Genomic DNA, 25,379 nt, shown 5'->3' with positions numbered 1-25,379 from the left:
GTGTGACCGTTCCGCCCGTCACAGCACCGGGAGCCCGTCGGCCTCCCGTCGCTCCAGACGCGCGGCCAGTTCCGACGCCGACAACTTGATGATCTCCAGACCGGACTTCCCCCAGGTCCGGGGCTGCACGTCCGCTGCGCACACCGTGCCCAGCACCATCCCCGCGGAGTCGATGAGCGGCGCGCCCAGATAGGAACGGATGCCGAACTCGTCGACAACCGGGTTGCCCGCGAACCGTGGGTAGTCACGCACGTCCTCCAGGACCAGCGCCTTGCGGCGGGCGATCACATGGGGGCAGAACCCATGGTCGCGCGCCATATAGCGGCCCACTGCCGGCTTGGCCTCGTCGCCGTCCGCCGGGGGCCGGGCCACGGGAATCCTGAGACCGGCGAAGAACTGCCGGTTCTCGCCGATGAAGTTGACCATGGCGTACGGCGCCCCCGTGCACTCGGCGAGCCGCTCGGCGAAGGCGTCCAGAGCGGGCTCCGGGCGCTCCCCGAGGCCCAGCAGGCGCAGCCGTCGCGCCCGGTCCGGGGCCTCCTTGTCCTCCGGGGTGAGCAGCAGACGACCGGCCGGGCGTGGTGGGTCGTAGCTCATGGGCGGGTTCCGTCGCTGTGGACGTCGGTCATATGCGGCTCCGTGGCGGTGTGTGCGGGGTTCACATGTGGGCGCCATGGCTCGGCGCGGGCGCCGGGCTGTGGGCGATGAGATGCCGTACGAGGGTGAGCAGGGTCTGCACACCGGAACTGGAGATCCGTGCGTCGCAGCGCACGATCGGGATCTCCTGCGGGAGGTCGATGGCGGCGCGGACCTCCTCGGGGTCGTAGCGGTACCCCCCGTCGAACTCGTTGATCGCGACGATGAATCCGAGGCCGCGCTGCTCGAAGAAGTCCACGGCCGCGAAGCAGTCCTCCAGTCTGCGGGTGTCGGCGAGGATCACCGCGCCGAGCGCGCCCTCGGACAGTTCGTCCCACATGAACCAGAACCGCTCCTGCCCGGGCGTGCCGAACAGGTACAGGACGTGTTCCGGGTCGAGCGTGATCCTTCCGAAGTCCATGGCCACCGTCGTCTCGACCTTGTTCTCGATACCCTCGAGACTGTCGGTCGCCGCGCTGACCGTGGTGAGCAGTTCCTCCGTGCTGAGGGGAGCGATCTCGCTGACCGCGCCCACGAAGGTCGTCTTGCCTACCCCGAACCCCCCCGCCACCAGGATCTTCAGTGCGGTGGGGAAGGGGTCAGAGCTGTCGTCGTAGTCCATCGAGCACTGCCTCCAGAAGAGCCCGGTCAGTCGGGTTGTGGGTGAACTCGGGGGGCTTGGTGGTCAGCGCCCCGCAGTCGACGAGGTCGGACAGCAGCACCTTGGTGACCACCGCCGGCAGCTTGAGATGGGCGGCGACCTCGGCGACCGAGACGGGCGCGCGGCACAGATCGAGGGCCTGCGCGTGCTCGGGGCCGAGGTAGCCGATGGGGGTGGCACCGGTGGCCCTCACGTGCGACAGCAGGTCGAACGCGATGGACGGCCGGGTGCGGCCGTTGCTGACCGTGAAGGGCCGCACCAGCCGACCGGCCGCGTCGTCGAGCCAGGGCCCGTCGCCGGCCGCCGCCACGCTCAAGGCCTCATCGCCGGGGATTCGACGGCGTGCTGCCGGGGCGCGGTCACCAGGTAGGGACGCACGCTCTTGACGAGCATCGCCATCTCGTAGCCGAGCACCGCCGCGTCGGCCTCGCGGCCGGCGAGTACGGCGAGACAGGTGCCGGAGCCCGCGGTGGTCACGAACAGCAGCGTCGAGTCGAGTTCGACGACGACCTGGCGGACGTCTCCGCCGTCGCCGAAGCGGACACCCGCGCTGCGGCCGAGGGAGTAGAGGCCGGAGGCCAGGGCCGCCATGTGGTCGGCGCTGTCCCCGTCGAGTCCGTGGACCGACTTCACGAGCCCGTCGCAGGACAGCAAAACCGCGCTGTTGGTGTGCGGTACGCGCTGCACGAGGCCGCTCATCAGCCAGTCGAGATCGGATACATGGCCGGTCGGCGCTTCGCTCGCCATGGTGGATCGACTCCTTGAGGTACGAAGGTCTGCGGGAACGCTGGGGGGTGGGGTGGACGCGGGTGTGGTCATCCGGCGGGTGCGCTCCCGTCGTGCCGGGGGGTGGTGCGGTCGAGATCGAGACCGTGCGCGTCGGATATGTGGGGCCGCTCCATGGGAGTTACGTCAATGGGGGCGGCGCCGGTCATGGGGGCGGCGTCCGTGTGGCTCGCGTCGAGGTCGAAGCCGAAGTCGAAGGAGGCGGACGGGGCGGGGGGCGGGCTGGGGCGGGGCTCCAGAGGGGCGGATGCCGCGGAGCCTGTGTCCGTGAGGGCCGCATCTGTGTAAGAGGTGTCCGTATGTGCGCGGCCCGTTGTCGCCCTGTCGGGCTGGGCCGAACCCATGTGGGCGGGGTCCATGTGCAAGGAGTCCATAGGGGCAGGGCTCTTGGGGGTGGAACTCACGGGGGGAGAGGTCATAGGGGTGGGGTCCATGTGTGCGGACACCGTGTGTGCCGGGTCCATGGGGTCGGCCCCCATACGCGGCGACGGCAGCGTCGTGGTCGATTCGCCGGGGGCCGGCTCCAGGTGCTGTTGGGCCTCGGCGAGGCTGATACCGCGCTGGAAGGCCGCCATCAGTCCCGGGTCGTGGCCGGCCGGGTACTCGGGGTCCTGCCGTGGCGTCGGGCCGCCGCGCAGCTGGGGTGCGATGTGCTCCTGGGCGCGGCGCCGGGGCAGTTGTGGCTTGCCCATGGTGCCGCGCACGGTCCCGGTACGCGGGGTGGGCGGCGCGGTCACATGCTCCGCGACCAGCCGCCGGTCGTGGGGCCTGATCCCGGGCACGGCCTCGGCGGGGGTCGGCCGCTCCGCACGGGCCCCACGCACCGGCAGCGGCGCAGGCCGCCCCGAGTGCGCTCCACCCCCCTTCGACCCGTTTCCACCACCGGGCTTCCGACCGGTCACGCCACCGTCCAAGGACCCGCTCCCACCGGACCAGGCCTCACCCCCAGCCGGTGCCTCCGAGCCACCGCCCAGGAAGGACCCACCGCCACTCGCCGATGAGTCACTGCCGCCAGGCACCCGCCCCCCGCCACCCGGTACCCCCGAGCCACCATCCAGGAAGGACCCACCACCACTCGACGGAAAGTCGATGCCGCCAGGCACCTGCCCCCGGGCATCCGACACGTCCCCGCCGCCATCCGGCGAAAACCCGCCACCCGACAGGCGGCCGCCGGCACTCGGAACGCTGCCTCCGCCACTCGGTGCCTCCGAGCCGCCGTTCAGGAAGGACCCACCGCCGCTCGCCAGCGGATCGCTGCCACCAGGCCCACTCCTCCCACCACTCGACGCAGCCCCGCCACCATCCAGGCCAGCATCCGGCGCAGCCCCCTCGTCGGCCGGTACGCCTCCGCCGCCGTGCGTCAGCGACCCGGCACCGTCGGCCATGGGTCCGCCGCCACTCGACGCGCGGTCGCCGTCGCTCGGCGGGCGACCACTGCCGTTCCGTACCGGCCCGCTGCCGTTTCGCACGACCCGGGCGCCCTGCGGCACCGCTCCGCCGCTCTTCGTCGTCGGTGCCGCACTGCCGTTGAGTCCGGACTCCGTGCCCCGGAGCTCCCCCCGGCGCGGGTCGACACCGGGACGCGGCTCGGCGGGCGCGCCCCGGTGCCGTGCCTCATGCCCGGGTCGCGGATGGGCCGGGCGCTGCGCGGACACGGTCGTACCCGCGGTTTCCGGCGACTGCGCACCGATCGCCGCCGGCGCCGAACCCAGCAGCGCCTGCGGCACCACGAGGACGGCCTGGACGCCGCCGTAGATGTTGGTCTGGAGCCGGACATGGATCCCGTGCCGCTTCGCGAGCTGTGACACCACGAACAGCCCGATGCGCCCGTCGGCCAGCAGGCTCGCGACGTTGACCTGGTCGGGATCCGCCAGCAGGGCGTTCATCCGGTGCTGTTCGGTGACGGGCATGCCGAGCCCGCGGTCCTCCACTTCGACGGCGAGCCCGGAGGTCACGAGGTTGGCGCGCAGCAGCACTTGAGTGTGCGGCGCCGAGAACACCGTGGCGTTCTCGACGAGTTCGGCCAGCAGATGGATGACGTCAGCGACGGCGTGCCCACGCAGCGTGCCGTCGATCGGCGGCACGAGTTTGACCCGTGAGTACTGCTCGACCTCGGCGATGGCGGAGCGCAGCACCTCGGTCATGGAGACGGGGTTGCTCCACTGCCGACGCGAGACGGCACCGCCGAGGACGGCGAGGTTCTCGGCGTGCCGACGGATCCGGGTGGCGAGGTGGTCGACGTGGAAGAGCCCCTTGAGCAGGTCGGGGTCCTCGATCTCGTTCTCCAGCTCGTCGAGGATGGAGATCTCGCGGTGCACCAGCGACTGAAGCCGCCTCGCCAGGTTGACGAAGACCTCCAGCTTCTGTTCACTGCCGGCCTGGCTGGAGAGCTGGGCGGCCTGGACGACAGCGGTGACGGCCCCGTCGTGGGCGCGGGCCAGGTCGGCGGCGAGCAGTTCGAAGTCGTCGGCGTCGTCGGGTGGACCGCTGCTCGGGCCGCGCCCCGGCGGAATCTCCCCGCGACGCAGCCCCTCCACCAGCACCCGCAGGTCGGCCTCGCGGCGCGCGCTGCTGCGGCGCAACGCGCCGACGCGGTCGCTCACCGTCTTGGCGGCGCGGTCGGCCGCCACGGCGGCGATGAGGATGGCCGCGAGGGTCACCGAGACGGCTCCGCCCAGGACTCCCCACAGAATGAGGCTGGGTTGTGCCCCGGTGGAGCGGACGGTGAACAGGACAGCCGCACATCCGCTGAGGGCGACCGCGATCGGTGGGAGCACGGCCAGCCGCAGCAGTTGCGGCCGTATGTGCGTCTCCGACAGCGAGGGGGCGGGGCGGGCGACCGGCCGCCCGTGCCGCCCGCCCTCACGGCGGTCTGCGCGTGCGGCCGGGGCACGGAGGTGAGACATCGGTGTCCTTGTAGTGGTCCGTCGGTCCTGTTGGCCGGAGGGTCCCGGGCCGGCCGGCCCGGTTCGGCGGGCTCCGGCGTGTGCCCCTGTGGGCTGCTGGGCGGGGTGCCGAGCGGGGCGCGCGGCGGCATGGTCGTCGGTCACCGGCGCGTCGCCTCCCTCCTCCCCGCACCGCGGCTGTTCGCCGTGGGCATGCGTCATGGCGTACCGGTCGAGAGAACGAAGACTTCAGCCCCTCATCGCCCGGCGGACACTCACAGTAGTCGCCAAGGCTTCAGGCGCGAGCGGCAGTTGACAAAGTCCCCCGCGGAGCGTCCCGCTCTGGTATGAGGTTTCGTACGACAGACCGACAAGGGGACCAGCCGGGAATCCCCGAACGGGTGAATACCGATCAGTCCTGGTCAGAAGCAGTCACATGCGTCCGGCGAGGCTCCAGGGCGTACGCGCACCCCGGCCATCGCGTCAGCCGTTTCCCCGAGTGCGAGAGAACCACCGACACCCCTTCGGAGCATTGGCCCGAGCCTTCCCGATTGTCACTGACCGTGTCGGTCCGCCTCAGCGCCGACCCACCTCAGTCGCCGGCCACGGCAGGGTGAGCCCGTGACGAAGCCGTGCGGGGTGCCCTCGTCCGGGAACGCGGTCAGGACCGGCAACTGCCGCTCGCCGGTGACGAACCCGACGTACCGCGCACGGCCGGAGCACAACCCGCTGACCCGCAATACGGCGTCCGTCAACACCGTCGCGGGTCTACGGCCGCCTCCCGTTCTGTCCCACAAGGCCCGCGGTCACATAGCGGCGAAGGACCCCCTGGCCCGGACGGTCACTGACGTCGCCCTGCCCCTTCCCGCACCTGCCCGCACCGGTCGGCCCCGACCGCACGGGCCGCCTCCACACCACGTCACCCGCGTCCACACACGGAGAACCACCACTTGCGGGGCAGGGTGCCGAGCCCGCCAGCGGCGGCGCGAAGCCCCTGCGTCCACCGCGGTGACGCACCCCGGCCACCGGCCACCGGGGCGCCACCCGATCCCCCGCGCCCTTCAGGTGACGGGGCCGCACCCACCCAGGGGCACGGGGAACCCCGCGTCCAGCCACCACCGGCCCGCAGCCGCCCCACAGCACGGTGAGGCAGATCCGCGACCGCGGATCAGACCTCTGCCACAGGTACGAGCTCCTCCGCCACGGTCGGCAAGGCCGCCCATCCTCCGGCCGGCGCCTTCGCCACCCCCCGCCACCAAGGATCGACCGCCGGGACGGCCCCGGGCTCGAACGGCTCCCCCGGCCGAGGCGTGGCCATCGCGATGCCCGCCTTGTGGGTCAGCAGCATCGTCCGATCCGCGGGTTCCGCCCAAGGATGGTGCGCGAGGTTGAACGTGCCCCAGTGGATCGGCAGCAGCACGCCCTCCGCCGCATCCCCGCCCTGCAGATCCAGATGAGACTGCACCGCCTCTTCAGGCGTCATGTGAATCTCCGGCCAGAACTCCGAATAGGCGCCGAGCTGGATCATCGTCGCGTCGAAGGGCCCGAACGACGCCCCGATGTCCTTGAACCCCTCGAAGTACCCGGTGTCACCGCTGTGGTAGACCCGGTGTTCCCCACTGGAGACGACCCAGGACGCCCACAGCGTGTGCTGGGTGTTCCGCAGCCCCCGCCCGCAGAAGTGCCGAGCCGGGGTGGCCGTCAGCGTCAGCCCGGCGACCTGGGTCGACTCGTGCCAGTCCAGCTCACGCAGCCGGTCGGCGGACACCCCCCAGTGCTCGAGATGCGCGCCCACACCGAGCGGCACGGCGAAGACGGTGTCCGTCCCGGCCAGTTGCTTGATCGTGGGCAGGTCCAGGTGGTCGTAGTGATCGTGGGAGATGACGATCACGTCGACCGGACCGAGCGCGGCGAGCGGCAAGGGCACGGGATGCAGCCGCTTGGGCCCGGCGAAGGGGAACGGAGAGCACCGCTCGCCCCATACGGGATCGAACAGCACCCGCCGTCCGTCGATCTCGGCGAGCACGCTGGAGTGCCCCATCCAGGTCAGCCGCAGTCCGGTGGCGGGCGGCTTGGAGAGGTCGGCGAGCGTCGTGGCATGTACCGGGATCCGGCCTTGCGGAGCACGCTGCTGCCGGGCGTCGCTGTCGAAGTAGGCCTTGGCGAACTCCATCGCCGGCCCGTCGGGCCGGGTCCGCGCGGTTCCGCCGGGGTTCTGGAAGACACCGTCTTTGAAGTGGGGGGATCTCCGGATACGCGCCATGCGCTCACCGCTCGGGTCCGCACCGAAGGCCGCGGGCTGCAGCGCGCGGAGCCCGGAACTCAGGGGACGGAAGCCGGTCACGGTACCTCCAGTGGAGTCGCTGAGGCATCCATTATGGTCCGCCCCTCTGACAGTGCCGGCGTCTGTCCGGTCACACGGGTAAGGACGCCGTCGGAGCGGATCACGTTGACAGAGCGCGGCCGGATGCCAATACTGACCCCCCGTTCAGTAGCCGTCCGCCCGTACCGGAGCCCGTGTGACCACCCCCTTGCTGTCGCTCACCTGGACCGACCACCTCACCGGCCACCAGGGCTTCCTGGTCGTCGACCGGCTGGTACGGGGTGTCGCCAGCGGCGGCCTGCGGATGCGCCCCGGCTGCACGCTGGACGAGGTCACCGGGCTCGCCCGCGGCATGACCATGAAAGAGGCCCTGCACTACGACCCCGAGGCGCGGTACATCCCGCTGGGCGGCGCCAAGGGCGGCATCGACTGCGACCCCCGGGACCCGGCGGCGTACGGCCTCCTCGTGCGCTACCTGCGCGCCATGCGGCCGTACATCGAGAGCCTCTGGACGACCGGCGAGGACCTCGGTCTCAGCCAGGACCTGGTGGACCGGGCGGCCGTGGAGGCCGGCCTGGTCTCCTCGATCCAGGCGGTCTATCCGCTGCTCGACGACGAGGCCACGGCCCGGCGGCGGCTCGCGGACGCTTTCGCCGTCGAGGTCGACGGCATCGGACTCGATGAACTGGTGGGCGGCTGCGGGGTCGCCGAGTCGGTCCTGGCGGCCCTGGACCTGGCGGGAGTGCCGCACGCGGGCACGCGCGTGGCGGTGCAGGGCCTCGGCACCATGGGCGGGGCCACCGCCCGCTTCCTCACGCGCGCGGGGCTCACCGTGGTGGCCGTCGCCGACATCAAGGGCACGGTCTTCAACCCCGAGGGGCTCGACGTCGAGGCGTTGCTGGCCGCCAGGGACACCTACGGCACCGTGGACCGCTCCGCCCTGCGCCCCGCCGACCGCGAACTGCCCGGCGACGCCTGGCTGTCGCTCGACGCGGAGGTACTTGTGCCCGCGGCGGTGTCCTACACGATCGACGTCGCCAACCAGGAGCGGATCAGGGCCCGTTGGATCGTCGAGGCGGCCAACATGCCGGTCCTGCCCGCGGCGGAGGCGCTGCTGGCCGCGCGCGGGATCACCGTACTGCCGGACGTCGTGGTCAACTCCGGGACCAACGCCTGGTGGTGGTGGACCCTGTTCGGTGACATCGGCGCGGACTCGGACGAGGCCTTCGCGCACATACGGCGTTCCATGCGTGCCCTCGTCGAGCAGTTGCTGGCCCGCGCGGAGGCGGACGGGATCTCGCCGCGCGCCGCTGCCCACGCGCTGGTCGCGGACCGGCTGCCGGTGATCGGGGACCGGTTCGGCTGGTACCGCTGACCTGGCGCCTCGGGGCGGCGCCCCACCGAGCGACGGCTTAGGGTGATCCCGTGGCGAGAGTGCGGTTGACAGTGGCCGAGCGGCGCGAGGAGCTGCTGCGGGCCGCCATCGAGCAGATCGAGGCGCGGGGCGTGGCGGCCGTCAGGATCGCCGACGTGGCCTCGGCGCTCGGAGTCAGCAACGCCCTGGTGCTCTACCACTTCGCCACGAAGGAGAAGCTGGTCGCCGCCGCGTTCACCTACGCCGCCGAGGACGATCTGGCCCATCTGCGCAAGCTCCTCGGCCGCCGTACCAGCGCCCTGCGTCGGCTGCGGGCGGCCGTTCGCTGGTACGCGCCGACGGGCCAGGCCAAGGGCTGGCGGCTGTGGATCGAGGGCTGGGCGGTGGCTCTGCGCGAGCCGGCGCTCCAGGAGGTCACCCGCGACCTCGACAGGCAATGGAAGGCGGCACTCGCGGAAGTGATCGCCGAGGGCGTGGCCGCGGGCGAGTTCCACTGCCCGGACCCGCAAGCCACAGCCCTGCGCCTCACGGCCCTCCTGGACGGCCTGGCCGTCCAACTGACGTCCTACGCGGGCGCGGTGCCCAGGTCCCGGGCCCAGACGTGGGTGGACGAGGCCCTGGGCCGGGAACTCGGGCTGGACGGCACGGGGGTCCGCATAGCGGCGGAGGAGTGAAACCCGCCCGGCCCCGGCCACAGCTCAAGCCACCGAAGCGATCCGCGTCTTGATGTCGTCCGGCGACAGCACACCCTTGGCCGTCACGTGGTCCCCGGAGGACTCCCCCCGCAGCCTGCGCCCGATCCACGGCACCAGATACTCCCGAGCCCAGTGGACGTCGTCCCGTCGCACGTCCAGCGGACCGCGCGGCGGAAGCGGCGGCCACGGCTGGTCCGGGTCGGCCGGGACCTCAAGGCCGAGGACCTGGCCCGCGCGGAGCGCCACACGCGTGTGCCCCTCCGGGGAGAGGTGCAGCCGGTCGCCGTCCCAGGCGCGCCGGTCCTGAATGGTCTTCAGGGACCACAGGTCGAGCACCGGACATCCGTACCGGTCGGCGACGGCCCGCACATGTCCGTTGTACGTGGCGATCTTGCCGCGCAGATGCTTGAGCACGGGAACACCACGTGTGTCGAAACCGGTCGTCACCATGACCGTGCCGCACGCCTCGGTGAGCCGGGCGATCGCCCGCTCGAAGCGCTCGGCGACCTCGTCGGGGTCGGTACCGGGGCGGATGATGTCGTTGCCGCCGGCGCAGAACGACACCAGGTCCGGTGCCAGTTCGACGGCCTGCGGAAGCTGGTCCTCGACGATCTGGTCGAGCAGCTTCCCGCGTACGGCGAGATTGCTGTACCTGAAGTCGCCCTCGGGCCGCCGGTCCGCGAGAAGTACCGCGAACCGATCGGCCCAGCCGACGAACGCCCCGTCGGGGCCGGGGTCGCCGACGCCCTCGGTGAAGCTGTCCCCCACCGCCACGTACGACCCGATCACTGAGCTGCTGTCATTCTTCGAATCGTCTGCCACAACCGTTCATGATTCACCTTCGAATGTGACTTACGCGACCGTAGGAAGGGCTTGACGGGCGGTGAGATAAGCCACTCCTAAAGTGTTCGCCAAACGAGGAATAGGTCTCTCATCGGGAATGTTGACGCTGCGACCGCCACACCCTGAAGTCGCGTATCCGGAAGTGGCTCCAGGTGGTCCGGAACGCGAAGTGCCCCCTCGTGTAAGGCTCCGGGTCGGTGTAGTCGAAGACGAGCCGCCCGTTGTCCCACCACTGCACCTTGGAGCCGTCGGAGACGATCCGCACCCGGTTCGGCTCGTTCGCGATGAGCAGCGGCTCGGTGTAGTCGTAGATCAGCGGCCGCACACCGGACTCTCCGACATATCGGCGCAGCCGTGTCGTGGTGTTGTAGTTGGCGCCGTAGCCCGAGTAGTACGTCTTCAGGTAGTCGTACTCCGCGAGCGCCCCGCCCCGCCGGGTGGCGAAGAGGTCGTCGGGGGACCGGACGTCGGCCGCGTTCCAGAAGTTGTTCAGGTCGGACACCCGGTCGTTGGCACCGCCCTCGGAGACGGGCGTGGCGGTGTACTCCAGGACGTACGGTCTTCGAGCGGCTGCCTGAACCAGATCGTCGCGCCGGCGGGCACGTCGACCTCCAGTACTCCGCGCTGCGCGGTGACCGTGCCGCCCTGCTCCAGTTCGACGGCCCAGCGGCCGAGGCCGTGGCGGAAGTCGTCGTGGGCGACGAGGCGACGGTGGCGGGGCGAGGCACTCGCGGCGGCCGCGGGGGCGAGGGCGGCCAGGGCGGCGCCGGCAGCGAGGGTTCCGAAGCCTCTACGTGTGGTCGTCATGAGAGACGGCTCCTTCCAGGGAGGGCCCGGGCACACGAAGGGGCTCGGAGCCCAGGCGGCAGTCGGTGTACGTGGATTGCGGAAGAGCCGCGCACGGTCCGGGCGACTCGGTGGTGTGGTCGGCGGGAGCGGAGACGAACCCGCCGAGCGGGGCGGCCTCGGCGTGGGTGCCCTGGTTCACCACGATCACATCGGCCCGGCGATCCGAACCCGCCCTGGAACCGGCACAGTCCCCGCCATACGCGCCGTACGCGGCGGGCACTCCCTCATCGCCCGTCTGGATCACCCCCTGCACCTCGTCGCCGCCGAAGGTGGCCGGCGCGAACCGCTGCTCAGGCCACCCCTCGTGAAAGCGCTTGCACAACTACGGGGTTCACTCTGTCCCCACCCTCCCCCGCCTGTCGACGCTCCGAGCTCGCCTGCCACAAGAACGCAATGAAGTGATCACGAAGGCGCGGACCGGCTCAGGGCCGGGAACACCGAAGGCCGGACCCGGGGATCGGGGTCCGGCCTTCAGTGGCGCAGGGGTGTTGTCAGCCGACGGCGACGCCCTTCGAGCGGAGGTAGGCGACCGGGTCCACGTCGGAGCCGTAGTCCGGCGTGGTGCGGATCTCGAAGTGCAGGTGCGGGCCGGTGACATTGCCGGTCGCGCCGGACAGGCCGATCTGCTGACCCTCGGTCACGGTCTGGCCGGCCGAGACGGAGAGCTGGGACAGGTGGGCGTACTGCGCGTAGTAGCCGTCGTTCAGCTTGATGACGACCTGGTTGCCGTAGGCACCGCCCCAGCCCGCGGAGACGACCGTGCCCGCGGCCACGGCCTTGAGCGAGGTGCCGGTCGGGACGACGAAGTCGACGCCGGTGTGGTAACCACTGGACCACATGCTGCCCGCCACGCGGTAACCGGTGCCGATCGTGGCACCAGTGACCGGCAGGGTGTAACCGCTGGAGCTGGTGGTGGCCGAGCTCTGGGTGGCGGCGGTCGACTTCGAGGAGGACTTGGACTCCGCCTTCTCCGTCTTCTTCGCCTTCGAGGAGGAGGAAGCGGAGGACTCGGTCTTCGTGGTGCTCGTCCTGGCCTTCTTGCCGATCGAGAGCTTCAGACCGGGGTGGATCAGTGACGGGTCGTCCCCGATGGCCGAGCGGTTGTCGGCGTACAGCTTCTTCCAGCCACCGCTGACATTCTGCTCATCGGCGATCTTCGAAAGATAGTCGTCGGCGCGCACCGAATAGACACGCACCGTGGAGGTCTTCGCGGCGTCCTTCTTCGCGGCCGTCTTTTCGGCGGACTTCTGCGAGACCGGGAGCGACTGAACGGCCTTTTCCGACACGGACTGGGGGGTGGCGGCGTGAGCGCCGGTTGCCCCCATGAACGGGAGGGCGAGAGCGGCGCCTCCGGTTCCGGCGATGGCTATCGAGCGGGCGAAGCGCTGGGACTTCGGACGGCGGTGCTTACCCTTCGCGGGCATGGTGAATTCCTCTCCGGCGCCTGCGAGGTGAGCTGTCGGGTGCGAGCTGGAGATGCCCGGCCGCGTCGAGACGCGACTTAACCCCAAGCCGTTCCGGAGACCGGAACAGGCGGAACTACCTGTGGGTCCCCCGCTCCTGCCGTGCACGGGTGAGTGAGTGAGCGGAATCCGTTCGGCGGCAGGATTGGGCGTCCGACCGGATCGGTGGCGAACGTAAGCGAACAAGACGCAAAGGGACAAGTGAGAGGTTCCCCGTGTGTGCGTTCCTGTTGATCCCTTAAGAGAATTACCGGTCACCCTGCGTGAATCGGACGCCCGTTACCCGGCCCGAATCCCCTTGAAAAGCCTGCACATTACGTGAACATGACGGGCGACACACCGTCACGGATATGACGCTCCTCACGTCACGAATTCACAGGAACCCTGATTTCGGAAGGAGTTGGAAGGAAGCTGTCAATTCGGACAGAAGCCCTAGATGCGGCGCAGCCGGATAACCATCGCATCGAGGTCACCGCGCAAACCGGTACGAAGTCCGTGATGGAGCAACACGGCTCCTCGGTGCACTTCGCCCGTTTCGGGGCATTCGTACGATGCTGTCGGGTCGAGTCCGCGCAGCCGCAGCGCCGGGGCGGGCTCGCCGTGCTGCTGCGCCTGGAGCCAGGCGAGGACGACGGTCTCGTCCCCGAGGACGTACTGCACCGCGCTCAGCCCGCCCCGCGGAGGCCGCAGCCGGTGGAGGTCGCCACGCTGCACCAAGGGCCGGATCTCCTTGTAGAGAGCCACCCACCGCCCCGCTTCGGCGAGCTCCTCCTCGGTCCACTCCGCGAGGTCCCCGCCGACCCCGAGCACTCCGGCCATCGCACTCACGAACCGGAACCGCAGCGAGCTCACCCGGTCGTTGAGCTGAGTGTTGGGGCTGTCGGTGACCCAGGCGGCCATCACGCGCGCGGGGTGGATCTGACTGAAGCCGTACTGAATGGCGAGGCGGTCGAGCGGGTCGGTGTTGTCCGAGGTCCACACCTGGTCGGTGCGGCTGAGCACCCCGAGGTCGATCCGGCCGCCGCCACCCGAGCAGGACTCGAAGGCGACGCCCGGGTGGGCTTCCCGCAAGCGGTCCAAAAGGGCATAGAAGCCGCGTACATGGTCGACCCACAGACGCTGCGGATAGGGGTCGCCGGGCCAGCCCGCATCCGTGAAGCAGCGGTTGAAGTCCCACTTCACATAGTCGATCGGGGCCGAGGAGAGCAGGGTGTCGAGCTGCCCCCACAGGTACTCCTGGACGTCCTCGCGCGCGAGGTTCAGCACGAGCTGATTGCGGAACTCCGTCCGCTTTCGTCCGGCTTGGTACTGCACCCAGTCCGGGTGGGCACGGTAGAGCTCGCTGTCCGGGTTGATCATCTCCGGCTCGACCCAGATGCCGAACTGCATGCCGAGCCCGTGCACGTACTCACCGAGCGGCTTGAGGCCGTTCGGGAAGCGGTCGGGGTTGGGCGCCCAGTCACCGAGCCCGGCCCGGTCACTGGTGCGGGCACCGAACCAGCCGTCGTCGACCACGAACAGCTCGACGCCCATCGCCGCGGCCCGCCGGGCGAGGGTGCCCTGCTGCTCCTCGGAGATGTCGAAGTTCGTGGCCTCCCAGGAGTTGAACAGCACGGGACGGTCCTCGTCCGCGCCCGGGATGACGTACGCCCGCTGGTAGGCGTGCCAGGCACGGCTCGCCCCGCCGAACCCGCCGTCGTTCCAGAGACCGGCGAAGACAGGGGTCGTGAACGACTCCCCGGCCGCCAGCCGGAGCAGACCCGAGTCGTCGTATCCGGCACCTCCGGTGATCTGCACGCGCGCGTCGGGGAGTTGCGCGACGGCGATCCGCCAGGACCCCGACCAGCCGAGGGCGACACCGTAGACCTCGCCGCGCTCCTCGGTGGCGTCGGTGTCGAGGGCGACCCAGGGCAGGTGCTGGTGCCCGGTGTGGCCGCGACGGCTGCCGATGATCTTCTCGCCGTAGGTGAGGGGGGTCTGCGTGAGCAGGGACTCGGCAGCCCAGCGGCCGTGCAGCTGGGACAGCCGCCAGCCGTCCTCACGATCGGGCAGGGTCCAGGTGGCGGAGTCGGCGCGCAGCAGCTCGACGGGGGCCGGCCCCTGGTTGTCCAGGGTCACCCAGCGCTCCAGGACGTCGTGACGCATCCGGTAGTGCAGCGTGACGGTCAGCCCGCCGTCGCGGAACCGCAGCCGCAGCTCGTCGCCCTCGGTCTCGTACGCCTCGAAGCTCCACTCGGTGCCGCGCCGCTCGTCGGTGCGCACGGACAGGGCCGGGCGTGTGAAGCGGGGGCCGCCCTCGACGGGGTACTCTTCGCGTCCGTCGAGCGGGGACTCGAAGGGCCAGTACTCGGGCAGCGGACGTACGGCGAGGGCCTCGGCGTCGGCCAGGGCGATCCTCGGACCCCAGTGCAGATGGAGCAGCTCGTCCTCGGCGGTGAGGTGCAGGGCGTAACTGCTGGCCGGCCCGGACAGAATCCACGTACGGCCGTTCTCAGCGATCTCCAGCATGGTGCCCCTCACAGATTCGAACAGGTGCCAACAGGTGCGCTCAGGCCCCAACATCATCAGGGGCCGACAGCCCTGGTCGCAACGGCTGTGGACAAGTCATTGCCCGGCCCTGTGGACAACTCATTGCCCCAGGAATCCATGTCGTATCGTCGAGAGCGTGCCCCGTCGACGAGCCGCGCCGACGGGGCCCGGCTGGGAGGAGCCCCCGTGACGCAGCAGATCCCGTCGACCGAACCGGAACTGGCAGGTGTCCGCAACTTCCGTGACGTGGGCGGGCTGCCGACGGCAGACGGACGGCGGGTGCGGTACGGCGTGCTCTTCCGCAGCGGTCACCTCGCACACGCGACGGAGGACGACGCGGCCTTCCTGGCCTCCCTGGGTCTGCACACGATCTTCGACTTCCGCAACGCGGCGGACCAGAAGCTGGAGGGCCCGGACGTCGAGCTGCCGGGCGTCGCCAATGTGAACCTGCCGCTGAGCGACCCGGCGGAGGGCACCTGGTTCTGGAAGATGGTCCGCGACGGGGACATAGAGCAGCTGCGCGAGCTCCTCGGCGACGGCAAGGCCGCGGAGCGCATGACCAATTCCTACCGCACGATGATCAAGGAGCGCACCGTCGAGCACTCCCGCGTGCTGCGCTCCCTCGCCGAGGACAGCGTGCCCGCCCTCATGCACTGCGCGGCCGGCAAGGACCGCGCGGGTCTGGCCGTCGCCGTGACCCTGCTCGCCCTGGGCGTGGAGCGCGAGGCGATCGTCGCCGACTACCTGGAGTCGAACGCCAAGCACCGCCGCTACAAGGTGCGCCGCACCAGCACGTCCGCCGACGCCTACTCCCCCGAGGTCATGGAGCTGCTCAGTCCCCTGTTCGAGGCGCGCGCCGAGTATCTGTCGGCGGCCTTCGAGACCATCGAGGAGACATGGGGCAGCGTCGAGGTGTATCTGGAGGAGGGACTCGGCCTGACTCCCGAGATCCGCGAGCGGCTGCGGGAGCGGCTGCTCGACTGAGCCGTACGGCCGCTACCGAACACTTACCCAGTGCTCCACCCTTCAGGGTGGGGGTGTAGGGCATTCTCGCCCCGGCGCCCCGTAGGGGCGCAGCGCCACTGCTGAAGTCGCCTTGTCCGACAACGTAGTTGGCGGACCTACCGCCGGACGGGCGGGAAGTCAGGCCTGTGGAGGCCCTGTAAGACCCCTCCGGGTGGCAGGGGCCCGTGAAGCAGGAACCCAAGGGAGCACCGCGATGGGGGTCCCCCCGGTTCGAGCGAAGCCGAGAACTGGGGGAGGAGCTGACCGGAATCACCTGCGTTCACGCAGGTGAGGGCGTCAATGTCGGGCTCCCACCTCGAAGAGGAAGTAGATGAAGGCCGCGAAGACGTGGCCGACCGCGATGTAGACGATGAGGCGCACCCACAGGGCGCGGGGGAACTTCTCCTCCATGTCTTTCATGGCGTCTCTCCAGGGGTGGGGCCCAGGCACAGCGTGGCCGTGGGACTCTGCAACAGGGTGTGGACGAACAGGAGCTCGACTCCGTCGGGATCCTGGGCGGCGATGCGGTGCGGGGTCAGCGAGTCGAAGTGCGCGCTGTCACCCGGGCCGAGCCGATGCGTGGTGTCACCGAGGCGCAGCCTGAGCCGCCCCTTGAGGACGTAGAGCCATTCCTCGCCGGGATGCACCCGCACGATGTCGCCCTGCGAGCCGTGCGGCACCTGCACCCGCAGGGCCTGCATCCCGCGGCCGGGCGCGCCGGCCTGGAAGTACGTCCAGCCGCCCGCCTCGGTCGCTTCCATGTCGGCCACGCGCACGACGGAGTCCCGCTCCGCGACCGTCTCGCCGAGCAGTTCCGAGACCGTCGTACCGTAGATGCGGGCCAGCGCGAGCAGCATCGGCAGCGACGGCTGGCGCTGACCGGTCTCCAGCCGGGAGAGATGGGCGGGCGACAGCCCCGCGGCACCGGCCGCGGCCTCCAGGGTGAGGGAGGCGCGGCGGCGCAGGGCGCGAAGCTGAGGAGCCACCGAGGGCAGCTCCGTGAAGGCTTCCGGAGGGCTCATACCTCCATTGGGCCCGAGTCTTGCCTCTGCGGCAAATCTCTTGCCTCAGAGGCAAAACATCAGGTCGGGCCGCTACCGGTTGGCCACCGCCTGCTTCACCAGGGTCTTGCTGAAGTCCCACATCAGGCCGCTGCCGCTGTGCGCGTCGTCCATGACGTCGGTGAAGGCGTCGACGAACCGGTCCACCTCCTTTCTCCCCGACGACGAGCGGCGGGATCAGCTTGATGACCTCCAGATGGTCGCCGGAGACCTGGGTGAGGATCCGGTGCCGCTGCAGAAGGGGGACGACCACCATCTGCGCGAACAGGCCCTTGCGCGCGGCCTGGAGCATGGTCCAGCGGCTGCGCAGCTTCAGCGACTTCGGCCGGCCGAACTCGATGCCGATCATCAGGCCGCGGCCGCGGACGTCGGCGAGCAACTCGTACTTGTCGATCAGTGCGGTGAGCCGGGACCTCAGCAGGTCGCCCGTGACGCGGGCGTTCGCGACGATCTGCTCGTTCTCCATGACGGACAGGACCGCGAGCCCGGCCGCCATCGCCTGGGCGTTGGATCCGAAGCTCGCCGAGTGCACGAGCACCCGGTCCATCGACGAGTAGACCTTCTTGAAGATCCAGTCCTTGCCGAGGGTGGCGCCGACCGGTACATAGCCGCCGGAGAGCGCCTTGGCCACGCACACCAGGTCGGGCTCGACCCCGTCCTCGTGCTGGTAGGCGTAGAAGTCCCCGGTACGGCCGAGCCCGGTCTGCACCTCGTCGGCGATGAGCAGCGCCTTGTGTGTGCGCAGCAGCTCCTGCGCGGCCCGCAGATAGCCGGGCGGGGCCTCGTGCACCCCCTTGCCCTGGATCGGCTCGACGACCAGGGCGGCTACGTCGCCCTTCTTCAACTCCCTCGCCAAAGCCTCGAGATCGCCGAGAGGTACGGCCGTGTCGGGCAGCAGGGGCGCGAATCCGTCCCGGAAGCCCGACTCGCCGTTGACCGACAGCGACCCGGTGGTCAGTCCGTGGAAGGCGTGGTCGCAGTACAGGACCCGGGGCTTCCCGGTGGCGTACCGGGCGAACTTCAGCGCGGTCTCCACCGCCTCTGTGCCGCTGTTGCCGAAGAACACCCGGTCCAGGTGCGGGCTGTGGGCGAGGAGCTTCTCGGCCAGCAGCCCGGGCAGCGGCTGGCAGTCGAAGCGGGTGAGGTCGGCGAGCTGGGCGTCGAGGACGTCGTGCAGTGCCTTGCGGACCACGGGGTGGTGGCGCCCCAGGCCCATGACTCCGAACCCGGCGAGCATGTCCAGGTAGTCGTTGCCGTCCGCGTCCCAGAAGTAGGCGCCCTCGCCGCGCTCGTAGACCTTGTCGAAGCCGATGGTGTGCAGCATGCGCGGGAGCTGGTGGTTCAGGTACTTGCCGTGCAGCTCGTAGCGCTCGGCTCCGCGCTCGGCCAGGAGTCTGCCGAGGTCGAACTCCGTGGTCATTCAGCCTTCTCCCTGACTTCGGTCTGTGCCTTCACGGCCAGACTCGCGCTGATCCGCCCCGCCACCTCGACCGGCGTCAGACCGATGTCGGCGAGCACCTCGCCCCGCTTGGCGTGCGCGAGGAACTGTTCCGGGATCCCGAACCGCCGTACGGGTACGTCGACTTCGGCGTCACCGAGCGCCAACGCGACGGCGGCGCCCACTCCGGCGGCCCGGCTGTTGTCCTCGACGACGGCGACCAGCCGGTGTTCCGCGGCGAGGCCCGGCAGCGAGGGGTCGACGGGCTTGACCCAACGGGGGTCCACAACCGTGCAGTTGATGCCCCGCGCTTCCAGCAGCTCGGCGGCCTGGAGGCACACCGGTGCCATCACACCGACGGCGACCAGCAGCACCTCCGGCCGCTCACCGCGATGCAGCACGTCCAGGCCACCGACCCGGTCGACCGCCGGCACCGAAGGCCCCACCGACTCCTTCGGGAACCGCACCAGGGTCGGCGCGTCGTCCACGGCGACCGCCTCCCGCAGCTGCGCCCGCAGCTGGTCGGCGTCCCGAGGAGCGGCGATCCTCAGTCCGGGGACGACCTGGAGGATCGACATGTCCCACATACCGTTGTGGGAGGCCCCGTCGACGCCCGTGACCCCGGCCCGGTCCAGAACGAACGTGACCCCGCAGCGGTGCAGGGCGACGTCCATCAGGAGCTGGTCGAAGGCCCGGTTCAGGAAGGTCGCGTACACGGCGACGACCGGGTGCAGCCCACCCGTGGCGAGACCTGCGGCGGAGACCGCCGCGTGCTGCTCGGCGATACCGACGTCCCACACCCGGTCCGGGAAACGCGCCGCGAACTTGCCCAGCCCCACCGGGTGCAGCATGGCCGCCGTGATCGCCACGACGTCCTCCCGCTCCTGGCCGATCGCGACTATCTCGTCGCCGAACACCGAGGTCCAGGAGGGGCCGTTGGACGGCGCGAGCGGCTCACAGGTGAGGGGGTCCATCACACCGACGGTGTGGAAGTGGTCCTCTTCATGGGCCAGGGCGGGCTCGTAACCGCGCCCCTTCTCCGTCAGGCAGTGGATGAGCACCGGCCCGTGGAAGCGCTTCGCGCGCCTCAGCGCCGACTCCACGGCCCCGATGTCGTGTCCGTCGATCGGGCCGACGTACTTCAGCCCGAGGTCCTCGAACATGCCCTGCGGTGCGAAGGCGTCCTTGAAGCCCTTCTTCGCGCCGTGCAGGGACTCGTAGACGGTGTTGCCGACCAGCGGGGTTCTGAGGAGTACGTCCTTCCCCCAGGCCAGCACCTTCTCGTAGCCGTCGGTCGTGCGCAGGGTGGCCAGGTGGTTGGCGAGCCCGCCGATGGTCGGCGAGTACGACCGCTCGTTGTCGTTGACGACGATGATCAGCGGCCGGTCCTTGGCGGCCGCGATGTTGTTCAGCGCCTCCCAGGCCATACCGCCGGTGAGCGCGCCGTCGCCGATGACCGCGACGACATGTCCCTTCGCCCCCTGCACCTGGCGGGCCTTGGCGAGCCCGTCGGCCCAGCCGAGCGCGGTGGAGGCGTGACTGTTCTCGACGATGTCGTGCTCGGACTCCTCACGCGAGGGGTAGCCGGACAGGCCGCCCTTGCCGCGCAGTTTGGAGAAGTCCTGCCGTCCCGTCAGGATCTTGTGCACATAGCTCTGATGGCCGGTGTCCCACACGATGCGGTCGACCGGTGACTCGAAGACCCGGTGGAGCGCGATGGACAGTTCCACCACCCCCAGGTTGGGCCCGAGGTGTCCGCCGGTCCTGGCGACCGCGTGCACCAGGAACTCCCTGATTTCCTCGGACAGTTCACCAAGATCCGACTCGGACAGCGCCTTCAGGTCGCGTGGTCCCCGGATGTTCTCCAGAATGGTCACGCTCGGGCCCCCTTCGGTCCGTGCTGTTCAACTCACGGTGACGGCCGGCTCCCCCGACGCGACGCCGTCCTGTTCCATCTGTTCGGCGATCTTCATCGCCTCCTCGATGAGGGTCTCCACGATCTTCGACTCGGGGACGGTCTTGATGACCTCGCCCTTGACGAAGATCTGCCCCTTGCCGTTGCCGGAGGCGACCCCGAGGTCCGCCTCCCGCGCCTCGCCGGGACCGTTGACCACACATCCCATCACCGCGACCCGCAGGGGCACTTCCATGCCCTCGAGACCCGCCGTGACCTCGTCGGCCAGCTTGTAGACGTCGACCTGGGCGCGCCCGCAGGAGGGACACGACACGATCTCCAGCCGGCGTTGCCGCAGGTTCAGCGACTCCAGGATCTGGATGCCGACCTTGACCTCCTCGGCGGGCGGCGCGGACAGGGACACCCGGATGGTGTCGCCGATCCCCCTGCTGAGCAGGGCGCCGAAGGCCACCGCCGACTTGATCGTCCCCTGGAAGGCGGGCCCGGCCTCCGTGACCCCCAGGTGCAGCGGGTAGTCGCACTGCTCGGCGAGCAGCGTGTAGGCGCTGACCATCACCACGGGATCGTTGTGCTTGACGGAGATCTTGATGTCCCGGAAGCCGTGCTCCTCGAACAACGACGCTTCCCACAACGCCGATTCGACCAGCGCCTCCGGGGTCGCCCTGCCGTACTTCTGGAGCAGCCGGCGGTCCAGCGACCCGGCGTTGACGCCGATCCGGATCGGCGTGCCGTGGTCCTTCGCGGCCCGCGCGATCTCCTTGACCTTGTCGTCGAACTGCTTGATGTTGCCCGGATTGACGCGTACGGCCGCACAGCCGGCCTCGATCGCCGCGAAGACGTACTTCGGCTGGAAGTGGATGTCCGCGATCACCGGGATCTGCGACTTGCGCGCGATGGTGGCCAGGGCGTCCGCGTCGTCCTGCGTGGGACAGGCGACGCGGACGATCTGGCAGCCGGACGCGGTGAGCTCGGCGATCTGCTGGAGCGTGGCGCCGATGTCCGAGGTGCGCGTGGTCGTCATCGACTGCACCGACACCGGGGCCCCGCCCCCGACCGCCACCGGTCCGACGTGGATCTGCCGCGACAGGCGCCGCTCGGCGATCGGCCGGACCGGTACCTCGGGAACGCCCAAGGAAATGGCGGTCATGGCGCTACTCGCGGTTTCCGGAGACCGTCTCGCGCATGGCGCGCAGCGACTCCTTGAGCGAGCCCATGGTGGCGAGGACGGCGGTGGGCTCGTAGCCGCAGTGCGCCATGCAGTTGGCGCACCGCGGGTCCTTGCCGCGGCCGTACTTGTCCCAGTCGGTCTCCTCGATGAGTTCGCGGTACGTCGGCACGTACCCGTCGCTCATCAGGTAGCAGGGCCGCTGCCAGCCGAACAGGGAGTAGTTCGGGATCGCCCAGGCCGTGCACGGGAAGTCGACCTTGCCCTCCAAAAAGTCCAGGAAGAGCGGGGAGTGGTTGAGCCGCCACTTCTTTCGGTTGCCGCCCGCGAAGGCCTTCTTGAACAGCTCGCGGGTCTGCTCAACGCCCAGGAAGTGCTCCTGGTCGGGCGCCTTCTCGTAGGCGTAGGCGGGCGAGATCATCATCTCGTCGACCTTGAGGTCGTCGTTGAGGAAGTTGAGCACCTCGATGATGGTCTGCGGGGTGTCGGTGTTGAAGAAGGTCGAGTTGGTGGTGACCCGGAAGCCGCGCTTCTTGGCCTCCTTGATCGCCTCCACCGCCTCGTCGAACACACCCTCCTTCGCCACGGACTCGTCGTGCCGCTCACGCAGCCCGTCGATGTGCACCGCGAAGGCGAAGTAGGGGGAAGGCTTGAACTTGTCCATCTTCTTGCGCAGCAGCATGGCGTTGGTGCAGAGGAAGACGTATTTCTTCTTGGCCACCAACTGCCGCACGATCTCGTCGATCTGAGGATGCATCAGCGGCTCACCGCCGGCGATGGACACCATCGGCGCACCCGACTCCAACACCGCCCCGACGGCCTGCGCCACCGGCATGCGCTGCTTGAGAACACCCGCAGGATGCTGGATCTTGCCACAGCCCTCGCATTTGAGGTTGCACGCGAAGAGAGGCTCCAGCTCCACGATCAAGGGGAACTTGTCCCGCTTGCGGAGCTTTTGTTCGGCCAAGTATGTAGCGACCTTGATGGACTGGCGCAGCGGCATGGCCATCTGGCTCACCTCCTGGGGAGCAGCAAGGAACGGTGCCATTCATGGAAAGCTGGAAGAACGGAACGAAGGACGCGGAAGGCTGATATTCCACCGCGTACCGTGCCGATCCGGACGAGTTCATATTGTGGAGCATCCACGACCACCCGGACGGCCGCAACAGGGTGCCCGCCCGCGCGCACGGCGCTCAGGAGTGTGGCCGCGGACTCCATGTCGACCGCGATCGCACCGGTCGCGAGAAGATCCGACCGCTCGTGACCGCGGACGACGTGATCGGAGCCGGTCAGCGGTCCGGTGTGCACGGTACGTCCCGGTACGGCCCGTACCAGCTCCTTGACCAGTAGGTCGGTCTCCACACAGGGAACGGTTCCGTCCGGATCCCGGGTCTCCTCGGCGACCACCAGATCGCCGGGGTGCATCCCTGGGGCGAGCCCCGCGCAGAAGCCGGTGGCCAGGACGGCGGCCCCGGCGAGCGCGGGGTCGGCCAGGCGCCGGGTGACGGACCGTTCCGCCGCCTTGGGGCCCATGCCCGTCCTGAGCAGGGTGACCGGCCCGCCGGCCCCGCCGCGGTCGCCGGTGCGCAGGGCGAGGTGCTCGATGCCGAGAGCGCAGGCGATCAGCAGCGGGGTGGTGGCGGGCTGGTTGCTCATCAGACCGCCTCGGTCCGGGAGAACGGTTCTCCGTGGACGTAACGGCCCAGGGCGGTGAGCGGGAAGACCTGCCGGTAGAGGTGGTAGTTGATGGAGAAGTCCCAGGGGAAACCGGTGCCGGTGAAGTAGGGCTCGTCCCAGGAGCCGTCCTCGCGCTGGGTGCTCGCGAGCCACTCGATGCCGCGCTCGACGGCCTTGGAGTCCTTCTCCCCCGCGGCCAGCAGCGCCATCAGCGCCCAGGCCGTCTGCGAGGCGGTGGAGGCGCCGCGGCCGCTCCACTCCTTGACGTACTTGTAGGAGCGCAGGTCCTCACCCCAGCCGCCGTCGTCGTTCTGCACCTTCTCCAGCCAGGTCACCGCCCGCCGGATCGCCGGGTGCGAGGCGGGCAGTCCGGCGGCGGTCAGCGCGGGGACCACCGACCCTGTCCCGTAGATGTAGTTGACGCCCCAGCGCCCGAACCACGAGCCGTCCGGCTCCTGTTCGGCGAGCAGCCACTCGATGCCGCGCCGGGTACGCGGGTCGTGGGAGAGCCCCTCGATCGCGAGCATCTCCACCACGTGCGCGGTGACATCGGCGGACGGCGGGTCGATGACCTCGCCGAAGTCGCAGAACGGCAGCCGGTTGGGGAACGGGCTGGTGTTGTCGACGTCGAATGCCCCCCACGCCCCGTTCTTCGACTGCATCCCGAGGTTCCAGCGCACCCCGCGCCCGATCGCCTTCTCCACCCGCTCCGGGTCGTGGTGCCTGACCCGGCGCAGCGCGAGGACGACCTCGGCGGTGTCGTCGATGTCGGGGTAGTTGTCGTTGTGGAACTCGAACGCCCAGCCGCCAGGCGGGAGTTGGGGCCGCTTGACCGCCCAGTCACCGGGCCGGACGATCTCCTCGCCGAGCATCCAGTCCGCGGCCTTGACGAGCTGCGGGTGATCGGCGGGCACGCCCGCGTCGGCGAGCGCGATGGTCGCGAGGCAGGTGTCCCACACCGGCGACTGGCAGGCCTCGATCATCCGGGACCCGTCCTCACGCCAGATGGCGAAGCGGTCCAGGGACTCCAGCCCGGCCCGCATGACCGGGTGTCCGAGATCGTAGCCGAGCAGGTGCAGCGCGATCACCGAATAGACGGCCGGGGGCTGGATGCCGCCCCAGCAGCCGTCGTTCTCCTGCCGCTCGATGATCCAGCGGGCCGCGCTGTTCATCGCGGCTCTGCGCAGTCGGCGCGGGGCGACCTTGCGCAGCTGGTGCAGCGCCCGGTCGAGACGCTGGAAGGCACCGTCCCAACTAGCCACCGGGGCGAGGGGCTTGGCCGGGTTCGGGTCGGCCGGGTCGAGGTGCAGCTCGTCGAGCGGGAAGGGCGCGGGCCGAACCGGGCGCTTCGCGGAGACGATCGTCAGCGGGACGATGGTCTGGCGGGCCCAGCAGCCGAAGTCGTAGATGTTGAGCGGCATCCACTGGGGGAAGTAGATGAGCTCCGGCGGGAGTTCGGGCAGGTCCTCCCACTTCCACCAGCCGAACAGGGCGAGCCAGATCCGGGTGAACACCCGGGCGGCGGCGATACCGCCCTGAGCGCGGATCCAGGCGGAGGCCTTCGCCATGTGCGGGGCGTCGGGCGCGTCGCCGTCCAGGCGCAGAGCGACGTACGCCTCGATGGTGGTGGAGAGTTCGCCGGGCCCGCCGTAGAAGCTGGCCCAGGTGCCGTCCTCGCGCTGCTCGCCGCGGATGAACTTGGCGGCGGCCCGGGTGGTCGACTCGTCGCGGATACCCAGGAACTGACGGAGGAGCAGGTCCTCGGCGTCCATCGTGACGTTCGTCTCGAGGTCGCCCTTCCACCAGCCCTCGGCGTCCTGCCGGGCAAGCAGGTGCTCGGTGGCGCGCTGGACGGCACGTACGGCGGCTTCTTGTATCCCGGCCGCCACGGGGGTGTCGAGGTGGGTTTCGCTGGCCGCGGCAGCGCGGGGCGGCAGGGCCCCGGTGCTTCCGTCGGTCGTCGCTGTCATGGCTTCCCCTTCGTGCAGTGTGCAATGTGGTGCTCTGCTGTGGGTCCGCCGTCGGCCGGTGCCTTTCCTTTCCTCGCAGCACCGGCCGGCGACTACGCGAGGG

At 70.0% G+C, this 25,379-nt stretch carries 20 protein-coding genes, 2 pseudogenes and 1 riboswitch; of the genes and pseudogenes, 3 read left to right on the top strand and 19 right to left on the bottom strand.

The window, feature by feature from the left end:
* Positions 1-18: 18 nt before the first annotated feature.
* From QF027_RS42190 to QF027_RS42165, 6 genes are all read right to left on the bottom strand, one after another.
* The gene (locus QF027_RS42190) at positions 19-597 is read right to left on the bottom strand and encodes a GAF domain-containing protein (protein ID WP_307080693.1); all 579 of its coding nucleotides are present in this window, start codon (positions 595-597) and stop codon (positions 19-21) included.
* 61 nt (positions 598-658) lie between these two features.
* Positions 659-1,258, bottom strand: a complete 600-nt coding sequence (locus tag QF027_RS42185) for a GTP-binding protein (protein ID WP_306973700.1) — start codon at positions 1,256-1,258, stop codon at positions 659-661.
* Positions 1,236-1,607 (bottom strand): DUF742 domain-containing protein, encoded by a 372-nt coding sequence (locus QF027_RS42180; protein ID WP_057610221.1) that lies wholly within the window; start codon positions 1,605-1,607, stop codon positions 1,236-1,238. The genes QF027_RS42185 and QF027_RS42180 overlap by 23 nt, the downstream gene beginning before the upstream one ends.
* 2 nt (positions 1,608-1,609) lie before the next feature.
* On the bottom strand, positions 1,610-2,044 hold the full coding sequence (locus QF027_RS42175) for a roadblock/LC7 domain-containing protein (RefSeq protein ID WP_306973703.1): 435 nt from the start codon (positions 2,042-2,044) through the stop codon (positions 1,610-1,612).
* Positions 2,045-2,112: 68 nt separating this feature from the next.
* Complete coding sequence (locus QF027_RS42170) at positions 2,113-4,989, bottom strand: ATP-binding protein (RefSeq protein ID WP_307080691.1); 2,877 nt, start codon at positions 4,987-4,989, stop codon at positions 2,113-2,115.
* 1,147 nt (positions 4,990-6,136) lie between these two features.
* Positions 6,137-7,312, bottom strand: a complete 1,176-nt coding sequence (locus QF027_RS42165; protein WP_307080689.1) for an MBL fold metallo-hydrolase — start codon at positions 7,310-7,312, stop codon at positions 6,137-6,139.
* A 175-nt stretch (positions 7,313-7,487) separates the two neighbouring features.
* On the opposite strand from QF027_RS42165, the gene QF027_RS42160 reads away from it, so the two are divergent.
* Both QF027_RS42160 and QF027_RS42155 read left to right on the top strand, forming a co-directional pair.
* Positions 7,488-8,666 carry a Glu/Leu/Phe/Val dehydrogenase dimerization domain-containing protein gene (locus QF027_RS42160; RefSeq protein ID WP_307080687.1) on the top strand — a complete coding sequence of 393 codons (1,179 nt, stop codon included), beginning with the start codon at positions 7,488-7,490 and terminating at the stop codon, positions 8,664-8,666.
* Between the two features lie 50 nt (positions 8,667-8,716).
* A complete protein-coding gene (locus QF027_RS42155; protein WP_307080684.1) occupies positions 8,717-9,340 on the top strand; it encodes a TetR/AcrR family transcriptional regulator in 624 nt (207 codons plus the stop codon).
* A 24-nt stretch (positions 9,341-9,364) separates the two neighbouring features.
* Here QF027_RS42155 and QF027_RS42150 read toward each other — a convergent pair whose 3' ends face one another.
* The 5 genes and pseudogenes from QF027_RS42150 to QF027_RS42130 form a co-directional block, all read right to left on the bottom strand.
* Entirely contained in the window at positions 9,365-10,150 is a 786-nt protein-coding gene (locus QF027_RS42150; protein WP_306986462.1) for an SGNH/GDSL hydrolase family protein, read from the bottom strand.
* Between the two features lie 142 nt (positions 10,151-10,292).
* A pseudogene (locus QF027_RS42145) lies at positions 10,293-11,011 on the bottom strand (DUF6250 domain-containing protein).
* Entirely contained in the window at positions 10,995-11,375 is a 381-nt protein-coding gene (locus QF027_RS42140; RefSeq protein WP_307080681.1) for a hypothetical protein, read from the bottom strand. The pseudogene QF027_RS42145 and the gene QF027_RS42140 overlap by 17 nt, the downstream one beginning before the upstream one ends.
* Before the next feature lie 169 nt (positions 11,376-11,544).
* Positions 11,545-12,477 carry a M23 family metallopeptidase gene (locus QF027_RS42135; RefSeq protein ID WP_307080679.1) on the bottom strand — a complete coding sequence of 311 codons (933 nt, stop codon included), beginning with the start codon at positions 12,475-12,477 and terminating at the stop codon, positions 11,545-11,547.
* 2 nt (positions 12,478-12,479) lie between these two features.
* Positions 12,480-12,651, bottom strand: a riboswitch (cyclic di-AMP (ydaO/yuaA leader).
* 297 nt (positions 12,652-12,948) lie between these two features.
* Positions 12,949-15,024: an alpha-galactosidase gene (locus QF027_RS42130; RefSeq protein WP_307080677.1), complete on the bottom strand. Its 2,076-nt coding sequence runs from the start codon at positions 15,022-15,024 to the stop codon at positions 12,949-12,951.
* Between the two features lie 207 nt (positions 15,025-15,231).
* Between QF027_RS42130 and QF027_RS42125 the strand changes: the two genes are divergently transcribed.
* The gene (locus tag QF027_RS42125) at positions 15,232-16,029 is read left to right on the top strand and encodes a tyrosine-protein phosphatase (RefSeq protein ID WP_307080675.1); all 798 of its coding nucleotides are present in this window, start codon (positions 15,232-15,234) and stop codon (positions 16,027-16,029) included.
* A gap of 318 nt (positions 16,030-16,347) precedes the next feature.
* Here QF027_RS42125 and QF027_RS42120 read toward each other — a convergent pair whose 3' ends face one another.
* The 8 genes and pseudogenes from QF027_RS42120 to shc all read right to left on the bottom strand — a co-directional run bounded on the left by QF027_RS42120 (position 16,348) and on the right by shc (position 25,276).
* Positions 16,348-16,470: a DUF6126 family protein gene (locus QF027_RS42120; RefSeq protein WP_306973723.1), complete on the bottom strand. Its 123-nt coding sequence runs from the start codon at positions 16,468-16,470 to the stop codon at positions 16,348-16,350.
* Positions 16,467-17,072: a helix-turn-helix domain-containing protein gene (locus tag QF027_RS42115; protein ID WP_306973725.1), complete on the bottom strand. Its 606-nt coding sequence runs from the start codon at positions 17,070-17,072 to the stop codon at positions 16,467-16,469. The genes QF027_RS42120 and QF027_RS42115 overlap by 4 nt, the downstream gene beginning before the upstream one ends.
* Before the next feature lie 72 nt (positions 17,073-17,144).
* A pseudogene (locus tag QF027_RS42110) lies at positions 17,145-18,531 on the bottom strand (aspartate aminotransferase family protein).
* A complete protein-coding gene (dxs, locus tag QF027_RS42105; protein ID WP_306973729.1) occupies positions 18,528-20,426 on the bottom strand; it encodes a 1-deoxy-D-xylulose-5-phosphate synthase in 1,899 nt (632 codons plus the stop codon). Before dxs ends, QF027_RS42110 begins: the two are co-directional and overlap by 4 nt.
* A gap of 27 nt (positions 20,427-20,453) precedes the next feature.
* The gene (gene ispG / locus QF027_RS42100) at positions 20,454-21,611 is read right to left on the bottom strand and encodes a flavodoxin-dependent (E)-4-hydroxy-3-methylbut-2-enyl-diphosphate synthase (protein ID WP_306973731.1); all 1,158 of its coding nucleotides are present in this window, start codon (positions 21,609-21,611) and stop codon (positions 20,454-20,456) included.
* 4 nt (positions 21,612-21,615) lie between these two features.
* Positions 21,616-22,638, bottom strand: a complete 1,023-nt coding sequence (hpnH, locus tag QF027_RS42095; protein ID WP_037716058.1) for an adenosyl-hopene transferase HpnH — start codon at positions 22,636-22,638, stop codon at positions 21,616-21,618.
* Positions 22,639-22,643: 5 nt separating this feature from the next.
* Complete coding sequence (locus QF027_RS42090) at positions 22,644-23,285, bottom strand: phosphorylase family protein (protein ID WP_307080673.1); 642 nt, start codon at positions 23,283-23,285, stop codon at positions 22,644-22,646.
* Positions 23,285-25,276 (bottom strand): squalene--hopene cyclase, encoded by a 1,992-nt coding sequence (gene shc / locus QF027_RS42085; RefSeq protein ID WP_307080670.1) that lies wholly within the window; start codon positions 25,274-25,276, stop codon positions 23,285-23,287. The genes QF027_RS42090 and shc overlap by 1 nt, the downstream gene beginning before the upstream one ends.
* Between the last annotated feature and the right edge of the window lie 103 nt (positions 25,277-25,379).

It is taken from the genome of Streptomyces canus (genome assembly GCF_030816965.1).
Lineage (GTDB): Bacteria > Actinomycetota > Actinomycetes > Streptomycetales > Streptomycetaceae > Streptomyces > Streptomyces canus_E.
The sequence above is the reverse complement of the archived record's forward strand: the minus strand, read 5'-3'. Positions and strand labels throughout refer to the sequence as shown.